Annotated in this window: 11 protein-coding genes; 4 read left to right on the top strand and 7 right to left on the bottom strand. The window is 66.9% G+C overall.

Features of this window, described 5'->3' with window-relative positions; all coding sequences use genetic code 11:
- Positions 1-45 precede the first annotated feature (45 nt).
- On the top strand, positions 46-690 hold the full coding sequence (locus tag AC56DV_RS17895) for a PEP-CTERM sorting domain-containing protein (RefSeq protein ID WP_496315585.1): 645 nt from the start codon (positions 46-48) through the stop codon (positions 688-690).
- Here the strand turns inward: AC56DV_RS17895 and AC56DV_RS17890 are convergent.
- A complete protein-coding gene (locus AC56DV_RS17890) occupies positions 687-1592 on the bottom strand; it encodes a LysR substrate-binding domain-containing protein (protein ID WP_496315584.1) in 906 nt (301 codons plus the stop codon). The genes AC56DV_RS17895 and AC56DV_RS17890 overlap by 4 nt on opposite strands.
- Positions 1593-1703: 111 nt before the next feature.
- On the opposite strand from AC56DV_RS17890, the gene AC56DV_RS17885 reads away from it, so the two are divergent.
- Positions 1704-2492 carry an SDR family NAD(P)-dependent oxidoreductase gene (locus AC56DV_RS17885; RefSeq protein WP_496315583.1) on the top strand — a complete coding sequence of 263 codons (789 nt, stop codon included), beginning with the start codon at positions 1704-1706 and terminating at the stop codon, positions 2490-2492.
- Between the two features lie 38 nt (positions 2493-2530).
- On the opposite strand, the gene AC56DV_RS17880 is transcribed toward AC56DV_RS17885, so the two are convergent.
- Entirely contained in the window at positions 2531-4042 is a 1512-nt protein-coding gene (locus tag AC56DV_RS17880; RefSeq protein WP_496315582.1) for a histidine kinase dimerization/phospho-acceptor domain-containing protein, read from the bottom strand.
- 216 nt (positions 4043-4258) lie between these two features.
- Here AC56DV_RS17880 and AC56DV_RS17875 point away from each other — a divergent pair, with 216 nt between their 5' ends.
- Positions 4259-4894, top strand: a complete 636-nt coding sequence (locus tag AC56DV_RS17875; RefSeq protein WP_496315581.1) for a GIN domain-containing protein — start codon at positions 4259-4261, stop codon at positions 4892-4894.
- A 3-nt stretch (positions 4895-4897) separates the two neighbouring features.
- Here AC56DV_RS17875 and AC56DV_RS17870 read toward each other — a convergent pair whose 3' ends face one another.
- The 3 genes from AC56DV_RS17870 to AC56DV_RS17860 all read right to left on the bottom strand — a co-directional run bounded on the left by AC56DV_RS17870 (position 4898) and on the right by AC56DV_RS17860 (position 8679).
- Entirely contained in the window at positions 4898-6181 is a 1284-nt protein-coding gene (locus AC56DV_RS17870; protein ID WP_496315580.1) for a hypothetical protein, read from the bottom strand.
- A 10-nt stretch (positions 6182-6191) separates the two neighbouring features.
- Positions 6192-7088, bottom strand: a complete 897-nt coding sequence (locus tag AC56DV_RS17865) for a CsgG/HfaB family protein (RefSeq protein ID WP_496315579.1) — start codon at positions 7086-7088, stop codon at positions 6192-6194.
- 136 nt (positions 7089-7224) lie between these two features.
- On the bottom strand, positions 7225-8679 hold the full coding sequence (locus AC56DV_RS17860) for a cytochrome P450 (protein ID WP_496315578.1): 1455 nt from the start codon (positions 8677-8679) through the stop codon (positions 7225-7227).
- Positions 8680-8750: 71 nt separating this feature from the next.
- Here AC56DV_RS17860 and AC56DV_RS17855 point away from each other — a divergent pair, with 71 nt between their 5' ends.
- Complete coding sequence (locus tag AC56DV_RS17855; RefSeq protein ID WP_496315577.1) at positions 8751-9806, top strand: hypothetical protein; 1056 nt, start codon at positions 8751-8753, stop codon at positions 9804-9806.
- Positions 9807-9824: 18 nt separating this feature from the next.
- Here the strand turns inward: AC56DV_RS17855 and AC56DV_RS17850 are convergent, their stop codons facing one another.
- Positions 9825-11261 (bottom strand): sulfatase family protein, encoded by a 1437-nt coding sequence (locus tag AC56DV_RS17850; protein ID WP_496315576.1) that lies wholly within the window; start codon positions 11259-11261, stop codon positions 9825-9827.
- Positions 11262-11274: 13 nt separating this feature from the next.
- On the bottom strand, positions 11275-13596 hold the full coding sequence (locus tag AC56DV_RS17845) for a TonB-dependent receptor (RefSeq protein WP_496315647.1): 2322 nt from the start codon (positions 13594-13596) through the stop codon (positions 11275-11277).
- Between the last annotated feature and the right edge of the window lie 177 nt (positions 13597-13773).

Below are 13773 nucleotides of genomic sequence, written 5' to 3'. Positions count from 1 at the left end.
ACATGCTTAATATTTCTCATTTACAAATATTTCCTGGGATTAAGCATGAAACGCCTGTTCCTCGCGGCTCTGCTCGCTGCCTGCACCTCGCTGGCCCACGCCGACGTCATCTACGATAACGGCCTGGGGCAGGACTTCTCGCCGGCCAGCGGCTACTTTTCCACCGCGCTGCAGCAGCAGCGCCTGTACGACGATTTCAGCCTGGCCGGCACGCGCAACATCGACAGCGTGTTCTTCCAGATGGGCCTGACGGAAGATCCCTTCTTCGGCGCTTACACCTTTACCGTTTACAACGACGCCGGAAACGGCAGCATCGGCAGCGCCGTCTACACCCGCACGCTCAATATCGGCGACTACACGGCCATACCGAACACCATCGTCAGCTACCCCTTCACCACGTTCTACGACGTGAGCTTCAACACCAGCGGGCTGATGCTGGACGCCGGCAATTACCTGCTGAGCTTCTATGGGCTGGATCTGGAATTCCGTACCGCCAATACCGACGACCCGAACGGCAGCTTCCTGCACCAGCATGAAGACACCGGCACGGTGCTGGTGCGCGCCGGCGGCATCCCCTTCCGCCTGGACGGCAGCACGCCGGCCTCGACCATCCCTGAACCTTCCAGCCTGCTGCTGTCGGCCGCCGCGCTGGGCGCGCTGGCCCTCCACCGGCGCCGCCGCAAAGGCTAAGCCGCGGCCAGTAGCGGGCTCGCGCGTTCGAGCAGGAAATCGATGAACACGCGCACCCGCAACGGCATATGGCGCTGATTGCTGAAGATAGCAGTGATCTCTTCCGTATCGCCCGGGTTGTAGTCGGTCAGCAGCTCCACCAGCCGTCCGGCTTGCACGTCGGCCGCCACGTGGAACATGGCCAGGCGGCTGATGCCCAGGCCGTCCAACGTGAGCTGGCGCATGGTTTCGCCGTTGTTGGTGAGGATGCCGCCCTGTACCGGCAGGTGCACCGTCTGCCCGCCGATGCGAAATGGCCACTCGTCCAGCGAGCGCCTGAAATTGAAATTGAAGCAGCGGTGCCTGGCCAGCGCGCCGGGCTCCTGCGGCACGCCCCACTGCTCCAGGTAGCGCGGCGCGGCCACCACTGCGCGCCGGCTGCGGCCCAGCACGCGGGCGCGGAAGCTGGCGTCGGCCAGCGGCCCCATGCGGATGGCCACGTCCACCGCCTCGCGCTGCAGATCCGCCAGCGCGTCCGTCAGAGACAAGTCCAGTACCACGTCCGGGTAGCGCTGCGTGAACTCCGGCAGCAGCGGCAGGATCAGGTGCGTGCCGAAAGGCAGCGACACGTTCACCCGCAGCACGCCGCCCGGCGCCACCGCATCGCCCGCCACCCCCTGCTCCGCTTCTTCGATGTCGGCCAGGATGCGCACGCAGCTGTCGTAATAGCGCCGCCCTTCCGGCGTGACGGCCAAGTGCCGCGTGGAACGCTGGAACAGCAGCGCCCCAAGCCGCCCCTCGAGCCGCGTAATGAGCTTGCTGACCGCCGACGCGCTCAGCTGCAGCAGTTTGCCCGCCGCTGAAAAACTGCCCGTCTCGACCACCTTGGTGAATACCAGCATTTCGCCGCTACGGCTGTCCAAGCGCTGCCCCATATGTGAATTCAATTCCCAAATCATATTCCATTACAAGCAATTATCAAAGCAATCGCGCGCAACCATACTGGCTCCACCAATCAACCGAGGAGTGCTGTCATGGATTTGAATCTGCAAGGTAAAACCGCGCTGGTAAGCGCATCGACTTCCGGCATCGGCTACGCCATTGCCGCCCAACTGCTGGAGGACGGGGCCAGCGTTATCGTCAATGGCCGCAGCGCGGCCACGGTGGAGCGCGCGGTGGCCGCGCTTGGCGCGCGCTTCGGCGCCGGCCGCGTGCTGCCGCTGGTGGCCGACATGAGCGTGGCCGGCAGCGAACTGGCCGCCGCCGCCGCGTACCCGCAGGTGGACGTCCTGGTCAACAACATGGGCAGCTATGCGCTGAGCGATTTTTTCAGCACCACTGATGAAGCCTGGCAGGCCATGTTCGAAACCAATGTGTGGAGCGGCGTTCGGCTGGCGCGTACCTATATGAAGGGCATGCTGGAGCGCGGCCACGGGCGCGTGATCTTCATCTCCAGCGAAGTGGCGCTCACGCCGATGGCCGCCATGGCGCACTACAGCGCCAGCAAGGCCACCCAGCTGTCGGTCTCGCGCAGCCTGGCCGAGCTGACCAGGGGCACCGCCGTCACCGTCAACGCGGTGTTACCGGGGCCGACCGAGACGGAGAGCCTGAAGGGCTTTATCGAATCGGTCAATCCGGGGCTGGCGTATGCGGATGCCGAGCGCAAGTTCATGCAGGAGAATCGGCCGTCGTCGCTGATCTACCGCTTGGCCAAGCCGGCCGAGGTGGCCAACGTGGTGGCGTTCCTGGCCAGCGAACGCGCCGCCGTCATCAACGGCGCAGCCATCCGCGCCGAGGGCGGCACGGTGCAGACCATTGCCTGACACGCGCCGGAGCGGCTTGGCCGCTGCTTGGCCGCTGCTTACCCCGTGCTGCGGGCCTGCTGCAGCGCGTCCCACAGTTCGCGGTATTCGAGCCGTTCCGCCATCGCTTCGATGCCGCGCGCCAGCACCGGGTGCTGCGGCGCCACGCGCAGCAGCAGCTCATTGAGCTGGTTGCGGTCCAGGTGCTGGACGGCGTTGCACAGCGCGTTGTAGATGGCGCCGTCCAGCGCCTGCACGTCGGCCGGCAGCACGGCGGCGGGCGCCGAGCCGGGCGCCGGCTCATCCCCGGCGCCGGCCGAAGCCTGCGACTGCAGCTGCTGCGGCGGCGGCAGCGTGGGCAGCGTGCCGAGCTGGCCGACGTCGCTCAGCGCGCCCGCCGCCTGCTCCGCATCCGTGCGCGACAGCGCCAGCACCTGGTCGATCAGCGTCAGCAAATGCTTGCCCGAGTAATGGATGAAGCGCAAGTTCTCCAGCTCGTCCTCGCCCAGCGACTGCGAACGCGTCATCAGCTCCGAGAACCCGATGACCGCATTGAGCGGCGTGCGCAGCTCGTGGCTCATGTTCGACAGGAACACGCTCTTGGCGCGATTGGCCGCTTCGGCCCGGTCCAGCGCCCTGGCCAGCGCGCGCGTGCGTTCGTCCACCAGCTGCTCCAGCCGGCTGCGGTAGCTGGCCAGCTCCTTCTCAGCCAGCGTGCGCTCGGCGTCGGTCTGCGCCAGGCGCTGCTGGGTTTCCCCTATCCAGCCCAGCACACTGTCGCGCGGCGCGTCCGGCAGCGGGGCGGAAAAGTCGCCGCTGCCCAGGCGGGCGATGTGGCTGTACAGCTGCGGCACGGTGCCGCCCAGCACCGCCAGCACTTCGCCGCGCGCCATCCACACCAGCACCAGCAGCATGGCCACCAGGCCCAGGAACACCACCCGCAGCTGCAGCGCGCGCTGCTCGCTGAGCCGCACCGCGGTCAGCGTGCGCTGGTCTGTCATGATGGCGAACTGGCGGATCGGCTCCATGATGCCGGCCTTGGCGCGATGGTAGGCGGCGTCGTGCAGCATGGCGCTGGCCTGCGCGCGCGCCGCCGCGCTGCCCGGCGTCCCCGGCACGGCCTGCTCCACCAGGCGCATGGCGGCAAATTCCGTGGCCGTCAGCGCATCCGTGCGCTGCCTGGCCTGCTCCAGCACGCCGATCTCCTGCGGGTTGAAGCCGGCGCGCCGTATCAGTTCGTGCAGCGGCACGGCGTTGCCCGGCGGGCCGGTGAAGGTGGCGTCCGCCGGCAGGTCCCAGTAGATGTCCGGGTGCTTGGCGGCGCGCGGCAGGCGCCCGTCCCGTACCGCCAGGATCTGCTCGAAGTGGCGCTTGTAGACCGGGTCGCCGGTGGCGGCGAAGCTGCGCGCCATGCGGGTCAGCTCGTCCGAGGACTGGCGCAGCTCGCCGGCCAGGAAGGTGGAGCGCTGGCGCACGTCGTTGGCGACGTCTATCCTTTTTTCCGCCCGCACGTAGAACACGAAGCTGGCGGCCAGCAGCAGCGACACGCCCAGCGTCAGCCAGAGGTGCACTGAAAGGCGGGACAGGCGTCGGTTAGGGGCGGCCGTGCTGCGCATAGTCGATCGGGTCTGTGAAGGCGCGCCCATGGTATGCCTATCACCCCGCAGGGGCAAGCGATGTTGCAATTGACTCCCGCGAATTTGCAGTTCGTCGCAAAAACCACCAAGGCGGCGCGCGCGAAATTACAATGGCCTCACTGACAACTCATATAAATCCAGGGAAAAACCATGCGCCGTCTCCTGATCCAAACCGCCATCGCCACGCTCGCCTTCTCCGCCTCCGCCGCCGTCCACGCCGATGAACAGGTACGCACGCTGCAGCCGTTCACCGCCATCGACAGCAAAGGCGCTTACAGCATCGTGGTGGAAGCCGGTAAAACGCAATCCGTGAAACTGTCCGGCACCGATAAATTCATCAGCAACCTGGCCACCGAGGTGGTGAACGGCGAACTGAAAATCTACCACCGCGACGGCGGCACCAAGAATTCCAACGGCGATCCGCGCATCATCATCACGGTGCCGTCGCTGGTCAAATTCATCGGCGAAGGCGCGGGCGAGACGGTGTTGAAGAACATGTCGGGCGAACGCCTAGACGTGAGCTACCAGGGCGCGGGCCGCTTCGCCGCGCAGGGTAAAGTCAAGCTGCTGCGCCTGAAGGCGCAGGGCGTGGGCGAAGTGGACACCAAGGAGCTCGACACCGAGCGCGCCGACGTGAACTTCAACGGCATCGGCAATGTGAAGGTCACCGCGCGCGACACGCTGAACGCGGTGGTGAACGGCATGGGCAGCCTGACCTACTACGGCAAACCGCGCCACATGCACAAGACCGTCAACGGCATCGGCAACGTCAACGCCGGCGACTGACGGTCAGCGCAGGCTGCCGGCCAGGCGCGGCGACGACAGCAGCTGGCGGAACGCCGCCCAGCGCTGGGCGCGCGCCGTTTCGGGATCGGCCGAGGTGGCGTGACGCTTCACGTAGTCGCCAACCAGGTCGGCGCCCACGGTGTAGTTGATGACGTAGCCCCGATTGGCGTCGTAGAAGCGGATGCGCTGCTCGGCCTTCTCGGGCGGATACAGCAGCACGTTCACCAGCCACTCCACGGTTTGCGCGCGGGTGGCCTTGCCGTCCAGGTAGGCGCGCGCGGCGTCGTTGTCGGCGTAGGCCAGCTTGCTGAACAGCTGCGTCAGCGCCGCGTATTTTTCGGCCAGCGCCGGATCCAGCCCGGCCAGCGGATAGAGCACGTCGCGCTCGAAGGCCAGCCGCTCCTCCGGCGTGAACGCCATCAGGATGCCGTAGTTGGCGCTGCCCTCGGCCACCAGCGACATGGGCGAATACAGCGGATAGACGCTGAACTCCTGCCAGTTCCGGCCCTTGACCAGGGTCTGCTCCAGCAGCGCGTTGTAGACGTGGTGGCCGGGATAACCTTCATGGCAGCCCAGGTCCACCGCGCGGTCGATATAGATCGGGAATTCGGTATTAATCTGGATCAGGCTGTGCGCGTCGCCCTTGTACCAGTTGTAGCCGGACCAGGGCTGGTTCTGCACGAACTCCAGCACGAAGCTTTCATTGGCCGGCATGGAGATATACTTCGCGCTGCGCTCGCGGCAGGCGCGGATGGCAGCCTCCATCACGGGACGCAGCTTGTCCTTGGGGATTTCAACGCGGGCGCGGAACGCTTTCACGCGGTCGGCCAGCGGGCCTTCTCCGCCCAACAGCTTGCCGATGCGCTCCTGCAGCTCCAGGTAGTAGGCGCGGTCGTTGCGGGGCGCCACCGCGTTGTACATGGTGGCGGTTTCCTCGTCGAAGCTGAACTTCTTCCCGCCCAGCATATCGACCCGCATCACCATGGACTGCAGCTGCTTGTCGAGGAAGGCGATGCGCAACGCTTCATCCGCGTCGCCGCCGCCGGCCGGGGGCAGCGCCTTGCGCGCCGCCTCCGCCTCAGTGCGGATGGCGGCCAGGCTCAGTTTCTCCCTGGCCGCCTGCTCCTGCAGCTGCGCCGGTCCGTAATAGGCGTCCACATAGGAAGCGTCATGCTGGCCCACGGCCAGCACCAGCTTCATGTAGCGCTCCCCCACCTCCTGAACCGGAGCCGCCCAGGCACTGCCTGCGATCAGCATGGCCACTCCTCCCGCAAGCAGTTTACGCATGCACTATCCTTTACTTTTTCTTGGTGTCCTTCTTGGCAGGAGTCTTGGTGGCTGGCGCCGCCGGCTGCGAGGCCGGCGTGCTGCCGCCCTGCACGCCCAGCGCGCCGCCGGTACCCAGGCCGCCCGCGACTTCCTGCGCCTTGTAGTTGCGCACCGCTTTCACCAGCTGGTTGTACGAATCCATGAAGGCGGCGATCAGGATTTTACCCTCAGGCGTATTGGAATAGCCACCCGCGCCTGCAAAGCCGCCCGCGAACACGCCGCCGAACATGTTGAAGTCGAAGTTCTTGGCGCTGCCTTCGGCTGCGGCCAGCTGCACGCCGGAGCGGTTGTCGATCATGATCAGCGTGGTGGCCGCTTCATTCGATTTCATGCCGCCCGCGACCATGCCGGCCACGCTGCCGATCAGGCCGAAGCCGCCCAGCGCGCCGCCCACGCCGGAAGTGCCCTTCTGGCTGAAGGCGATGGTGGGGCTCATGGTGTAGTCGGCGGCCACCATCTGGCCCTTGCCGAAGCTGCTGCCGGCGCGCATTTCGCCGCTCTGCTGGATGTCGCGCTCCATGTTCATGTTCTTCAGCGCCGCGCCGCGCTCGACCACCACGAAGCAGTTGGACTGCTGGATCATCATGCGCAGCACCGGCACGGTGGAGCCCAGCTTGTACTGGGACAGCGCGTGGTACCACGGCGCGGACTGGTCTTCCACCACGCCCAGCGTGCCGAGCGGCTTGTCGCATTTTTCCAGCTGAGAGCTGGCGTTGGCCGCAGTGGCGCCGCCGGCCGCGCCGGTGGCGACGGTGCCGCCGCCGCCCAGTTGCGGCTGGGTGCCGGCGCAGCCGGACAGGGCCAGTGCGGCGATGGCTGCTGCGAGATATTTCCCCTGGATCTGGATCGTTTTATTGGTCTTCATGGTTGTACTCCCCTGGTCGTTTGCGTGGGCAAAGCTGAGCTTCATTTTAGTCGTGGGGGAGTATATTTCAATCAACTAGTTGGATTCTATACAATTGTCACAGTAGTAATTATATTTAACAATCGATGGTATCGAGTTAATAGTGTTCTACGCGCATGGTCAACCTGAGCGCCAGGCTTTCCGGCGACATGACAAAGCCCATGATTTCCTGCGCCTCCGCGCCGGAGGCGGTGTGCACGGCGGCCACGTCGTAACGCGCCAGCACCATGGCCATGGCGATCTTAATCTCCAGCAACGCCAGGTAGCGCCCGGGACAAGTGCGCGGCCCGGCGCCGAACGGCACGCCCACCTTCTTGTCGGCCGCCACCGCGCCCTGCGCATCCGGCAGCCAGCGCTGCGGATCGAATTCGGCGGCGCGCGGGAAATGGCTGTCGGCCACACTGTCGTGGCGCAGCACGCACCACACCAGATCGCCCGCCTTCACTTCAATGCCCGCCACCGCCGTGTCGCGCAGCGCTTCCAGCGGCATGAAAGGCGCCACCGGTTTCAGCCGCATGGCTTCCTGGATGCAGGCGTCCAGGTAGTCCAGCGCGTCCATCTGCTCGATGCTGAAGGCGGCGGCGTCCGGCGCGTGGCGCAGCACTTCCTCGCGCGCCCTTTGCATGGCCTGAGGATGGCGCTGCAGCAGGTACAGCAGCCAGGCGATGGTGTTGGCGGTGGTGTCCTCGCCGGCCAGCAGCATGGTCGAAACGTTGCCGGCCACGGCGCGGTCGTCCACGCCGCTGTCCGGCTGGTCGGCGGCGGCGATCATGGCTTCCAGCAGGTTGCCGGGACGGGCGGCGCGTGACGGGTCGGCCGCCATGCGCGCGCGGGCCTGGGCGATCAGCTCATCGACGGCGCTCGCCAGGGCCGCCACGGAGCGGTCCAGGCGGCGGTCCTGCGGCAACTTGAAGTAGCGCCAGTACGGGAACAGCGCGATGCTGCGGCGCGCGACCGCGGGCAGGATCACGTCCAGATGGCGCTGTATGGTGTCCTCGCCGCCGTCGATGGTGTTGACTTCGGTTCCGAAGGCCAGGCCGGCAATGATGTCCACCGTGTAGCGCTTCAGGTCCGCCGCCAGGTCGATGTCCTGCCCGGCCTGCGCGGCGCCGTCCCAACGGCGCCGCAGCCGCAGCGCCACCTTCACCAGCGATGGGAAATAAGCCTTGATGGCGTGCGGCGCGAAGCCCTGCATCACCATGCGGCGCTGGTTGCGCCACTCGCTGCCCTCGGTCATGAACAGGCCTGGCATGCCGCCCATCTCGTCGGATACCCGGGCCGTCACGGTGGGGCGGCGAAAACCGTCCGGCCGGTCGCGCAGGATGGCGGCCACCGCTTCGTGGCCGGCCACCACCAGCACCTGGGTGCGGCCGAAATACACGGGAAAGAAGGCGCCGTAGCGCCGGCACCAGCGCTCGATGTCGCGGTGCACGCTGAGCGGCTTCACTTGCAGCAGGTTGCCCACCAGCGGCCAGGGGCGCGGTCCGGGCAGCGACGAGATGGGCCGCAACGGCGGCCGGCCTTCATCAGGCAGGGTGATGGCAGTAGACATATTGGCATCATAGCCGATATATCCACGCCTGCGGTGCGATGCGAAAAGCCGCGCCGGCGTACCATCATGGCATGGATCCGCACCGCATTCCGGCACGGCTGGCCGCAGCCGCGCTCTCGCTGGCAAGCTGCTGCGCCGCCGTGGCGCAGCAGGCGGGCGGCTCCGCACCTTCGCCTTCCGCCGCGCCTGCCGTGCCCACCGTGACCATCCCCTACACGCGCGACCCGGTCGACAAGTCCTACCGCAAGATGGTGCGCGGCATGGAACGCTACCAGCGCGCACGCGCGCTGGCGCCGCGTTCCGTGCTGCGCTTCCAGGTGCTGCCGCGCCTGCCCGGCGTGAAACTGGACGGCGTGTCCCTGAAGGTGGTGGGCGACAGCATCGCGCTGCCGGTGGCCATGGCGCCGGACCACAGCTTCACGCTGGAGCGCAATGAACAGGCCCTGCGCGAAGATGCGGCGCTGGTGGCCAACCGCAAGACCAGCAGCATGACCTGGCGCGCCATGGTGCGCAGCGAGGGCGTGCCGGCGGGGATGCGGCGCCTCGGCGACCTGCGGCTGGAATGCCTGGTGGGGATGGAGGCGGGACTGGTGTCGAACAACTCCGCCCTGTTCGCGTGGCTGACCGATATGCTGGCCGACGCCGACAGGGTGTGCGGTTCGCCCGAGGGAAATTACCTGCAGTTTGCGGACCGGCCGCTGTTCGGGGTGACGCTGCATACGGGCGGGCGCAGCATGGCGCTGCCGTTCCGGGCCTTGTACGCGGGCGGCACGCAAACCGAAGCCACCCTGCCCTATTGCGATTGCCAGGTGCTGCTGGACCGCAGCTACTACGCGCCGGTGTGGGACCGCAGCTGGCCGGACGATACGCTGCTCAGTTTCGAATACATGGATGACGCGGGGCCGCCGGTGCCGCCCGGCGTGGCCAGCAAAGAAGCGGCGCGCGCGGCGCTGGGGGAGCCAGCGGCCGCGCTGCGCTTCGACAGCGGCTATGAGGTATGGCAGTACCAGTACCCGCCCGCCGCAAGCCTGCCGAAGGGGGAGGACGGCAGGCCGCAAATGGCGGAACTGGTGCTGCTGTTCGACAGCGCCGGCGTAACACTCCAATACCGCCGCCGCGAACCATAGCCGCCGTGTGACATCGCCTCAGTCGTTGGCCTGGGGCGAATACTTGTCGGCCTGCGCCTTCGCGCCGACGCCGTGGGTGCGCACATCGGCGGCAATCGGCAGCATGGACGAATCCCACGTCTCCCACTGCTGCTTCAGATCCGCCAGCCGCTCAGGATGCTTGCGCGCCAGGTTGGCCCGCTCGCGCTGGTCCTGCTCCACATTGAACAGATACTCGTTGCCATTGATCTTCAAATACTTCCAGTCGCCCGCCCGCACCGCGCGCTGCGCGTTGGCCTTGTAGCGCCAGAACAGCGTGCGCTCCACCGGCGCCTGCTCGCCCAGCAGCACCGGCAGCAGGTTGCGGCCGTCGGAGGGATAGGCCGCATCCGGCTGCGTGCCCGCCGCCGCCAGCAGGGTGGGCAGCCAGTCCATGCTGATGGCCACCTGCTTGCTGACCTGCCCCGCTTTCACGCGCCCCGGCCAGCGCACGATGCCGGGCACGCGGATGCCGCCTTCCAGCAGCTCGGTCTTCTGCCCGCTGAACGGCCAGGTTTTCGAGAACCGTTCGCCGCCGTTGTCGCTGGTGAAGACCACGATGGTGTTCTCGGCAAGTCCCTGCTTTTCCAGCGCCTGCAGCACGCGGCCGATGGACGCGTCCAGCGCCACCACCATCTTGGCGTAGGTCGCCAGGTCGCCGCCGTCGTAGTGAAAGATGTTGTCGATCTGTTTGGACACTTCCTCGTCCTTCGGCCCTTCCCACGGCCAATGCGGGGCGGTGTAGTGCAGCGACAGGAAGAAGGGCTTGGACTTGTCCTGCTTCTTCACGTAGGCGGCGGCGCGGTCGCCCAGCAGGTCGGTGTAGTAGCCCACTTCGCTCACCGCCACTTCGCCTTCGTACAGGTCTTCCTTCACGTTCGGGCCCACGCCCGGCTTGTGGGTGAAGTAGTCGATGGCGCCGCCGTAGTTGCCGTAGAAGGAATCGTAGCCGCTCTTCAGCGGGCCGAAATTGGGCAGGGAACCCAGGTGCCACTTGCCGATCAGCGCGGTGTTGTAGCCGGCCTTTTTCAGCAGCGACGGCAAGGTGGGATGCTCGGGCGGCAGGCCGATGGTGTCGGAGGCGCCGTGGATCGGCTCCTCCAGGCCGCCGCGCAGGCGGTACTGGTAACGGCCCGTGATCAGCCCGAAGCGGGTGGCCGAGCACACCGCCGAGTTGGAATAGGCCTGCGTCAGGCGCACGCCCTGCGCCGCCAGCTTGTCCAGGTGAGGGGTGCGGAAGTCGGTCTGTCCATACACACTCAGGTCGCCCCAGCCAAGGTCGTCGGCCAGGATGAAGATGACGTTGGGCTGGCCGTGGACGCGGTCGGCGTTCTTGCCGGCCTTGCCGGCGGCCAGCGCCAGCGCTGGCGACAGCGCCAGTGTGGACAGCCCACCCAGGCCACCGATTACTGTACGGCGTTTCTTGTTGATGCTCATGTCTGCTCCTTGTTCAGAATTCGTGGCGGGCTGTCACGCCCACGGTGCGCGGGGTGGCGATCACCGCGTTGTAGGAACCGAAACCGCTGTTCCACATGCTGGTGTAGTAGTGCTTGTCGAAGGCGTTCTTCAGCCACAGCGACACGTCCCACGCCGCGCCGCGCGTGGTGCGCAGGCCGGCCGAGAAATTGCTCACGCTGTAGCCGGGAATCTTCGAGTATTCGGACGCGTCCAGCGTGCCGTAGGTGGCGGCGCGGTAGGCGTAGTTGGCGTTGTAGTAGGCCTGCAGGCCTTCCGCCGCCGCGTGCGCATATTGCGCGCCCAGGTTGCCTATCCAGCGCGGCGCGTTCACCAGCGCGTTGCGGCCGGACAGGTCGCAGAAGGTGGCGCTGCGCTCCGGCGGGCACGGCGCGTTGCGGTAGTCCAGGTAGCTGGCGTCATTGAAGGAGCCGTTGGCGCGCAGGGTCAGCCCTTTGAACGGCGTGGCGATAGCTTCAAGCTCCAGGCCGCGCGTGCGCACGTCGCCGGCGTTGGTCAGGTAGGAGCTGCGGCTGATCGGGTCATACGCGTTGCTCTGGTAGCCGTGCACCACGGTGGCGAACAGGTTGCCGTTCAGTTGCAGCCGGTTGTTCAGCAAGGTGCTTTTCACGCCCAGCTCCAGCGCGTTGGCGCGCTCGGTGCCCACCAGCATCGAGGCCACGCCGCCCGCGCCCGGCACCGACAGGTTGATGCCGCCGGATTTTTCGCCGTGCGACAGGCTGGAATACAGCAGCACTTCCGGCGTGGCCTTGTAGCCTACGCTGAGCAGCGCGGTGGGGCTGAACTGGGTCAGGCCCAGGCTGCCGGAATCGTAGACGCCGTAGCGGGCGTTGCGCGCGGCCAGCGCGGCAGCGGAGATTGCGGTGACGGCGGCGCCGCCGGTGGGCGCGAAACGCACCACGCGCGCCGTCTTGTCCTCGTAGCTGGCGCGCACGCCGGCGGTGAAGTCCAGCTTGTCCGTGGCGTGCCAGGTGGACTGGGCGAACAGCGCGTAGCTGTTCACGCGCAGCTGGCCGGGCGCGTTGCTGCTCACGTTGGACCAGGCGCCGGCCGGGTTGCCGTTGTAGACGTCGGCCAGCGGGCCGTTGACGGTGAAGGAGTTGTTGTCCAGCTCCTGGTAGTAGTAATAGGCGCCGAACACCGACTCCAGCGGCTGGCCGGACGGGGTGGCCCAGCGCAGCTCCTGCGTGAACTGCTTGTGGCGCGCCGAGGCGCCCACGTTCAGCGTGACCGGCACGGCCAGGCCGTCGTCGTTGCGCGGCGTGAAGTTCCAGTAGCGGTAGGCGGTGACGGAAGTGAGCTTGTGGTCGCCCGCCAGCGTCCAGTTGGCCTCGGCCGAGGCGCCGCCCTGGTGTACGGTCACGTGCGAACCGGAGTCCAGGTTGACGGCGCGCTGGGTGGGATCGAGCACCGGCGTGGCGCCCACCAGCCTGGCCTGCGCAATCGCCCTGCCGCTCGGACCGGCGTTGTAGAAGACCAGCGTGCCGTTGTTCGAATCTTCCTCGTTGTAGTCGGCGATCACGCGCAGGCTGAAGTCGCGGTTCGGCTCATACAGTGCCTGGGCGCGGAAGCCCTGGCGGTCGCCGCCCTGCACCTTGCCGCCGTCGTACAGATTGGTGATGTAGCCGTCGTCCCGCGTTTTGTAGGCCGACAAGCGGCCGGCCAGCGTGTCGGTCAGGCCGCCGGACAGCACCAGCTTGGCCTGGCCGTAGCCGAACTGGCCGCCCGACAGTTCCACGCTGCGCTCGGGGTTGAAGGTGGGTTTTCTGGTGGCGATATTGAGCACGCCGGCAGTGGTGTTCTTGCCGAACAGCGTGCCTTGCGGGCCGCGCAGCAGTTCCAGCTGCTGCACGTCGAGCGCGTCGAAAGCGGCCATGCCGGGGCGGGCCAGGTAGACGTTGTCCAGGTAGATACCGACGCTGCCTTCCAGGCCGTCGCTGGCCGGGTTGTTGCCCAGGCCGCGCACCGCGAAGCTCATCTGGCGGGCGTGCACGTAGTTGATGGTGGTGCTGGGCAGCAGCTGCTGCAAGTCCTGCACGCGGTAGGTGCGGCTGCCGTCCAGCGCGTCCTCGCCCAGCACGGTCATCGGCGTGGGCACGTTCTGCGAACTTTCGACGCGGCGGCGCGTCGTCACCAGCACGCTCTGCACGGCGCCGACGATGACCGGCTCGGCGCCGCTGGCGGCGGCAGTGCCCACGCTGGCGGCAGTGGCGGCGAAGGCCTCGGCCTGCGCTTCATCCGCAGCCGCAGCCGCAGCAGCGGCATGGACCGGCGCGGCCAGCACCGTGGTGGCCATCACGGCCAGCGCGATAGTACTCAGTTGCGTATTCAGTTGCGTATTCAGTTGCGGAAGCGGCCGCGATGAACTGCGCCGGACGTTACGGTCTACTGCAAAAAGCTGTACCACATTACTCCCCTTGTTTGAAATTTTTGGGCGAGCGCCTCCCTGCCGTGCGGCATGCCGCAAGCGGGG

Source organism: Massilia sp. BGA-UO-ETr-WB1 (genome assembly GCF_059567845.1).
This window is presented reverse-complemented; position numbering and strand designations above follow the sequence as displayed.

Coding starts and splice junctions, on each gene's coding strand:
- AC56DV_RS17895 (WP_496315585.1), top strand. CDS start 46: ATGAAACGCCTGTTCCTCGCGGCTCTGCTCGCTGCCTGCACCTCGCTG.
- AC56DV_RS17885 (WP_496315583.1), top strand. CDS start 1,704: ATGGATTTGAATCTGCAAGGTAAAACCGCGCTGGTAAGCGCATCGACT.
- AC56DV_RS17875 (WP_496315581.1), top strand. CDS start 4,259: ATGCGCCGTCTCCTGATCCAAACCGCCATCGCCACGCTCGCCTTCTCC.
- AC56DV_RS17870 (WP_496315580.1), bottom strand. CDS start 6,181: ATGCGTAAACTGCTTGCGGGAGGAGTGGCCATGCTGATCGCAGGCAGT.
- AC56DV_RS17865 (WP_496315579.1), bottom strand. CDS start 7,088: ATGAAGACCAATAAAACGATCCAGATCCAGGGGAAATATCTCGCAGCA.
- AC56DV_RS17860 (WP_496315578.1), bottom strand. CDS start 8,679: ATGTCTACTGCCATCACCCTGCCTGATGAAGGCCGGCCGCCGTTGCGG.
- AC56DV_RS17855 (WP_496315577.1), top strand. CDS start 8,751: ATGGATCCGCACCGCATTCCGGCACGGCTGGCCGCAGCCGCGCTCTCG.
- AC56DV_RS17850 (WP_496315576.1), bottom strand. CDS start 11,261: ATGAGCATCAACAAGAAACGCCGTACAGTAATCGGTGGCCTGGGTGGG.
- AC56DV_RS17845 (WP_496315647.1), bottom strand. CDS start 13,596: ATGGCCACCACGGTGCTGGCCGCGCCGGTCCATGCCGCTGCTGCGGCT.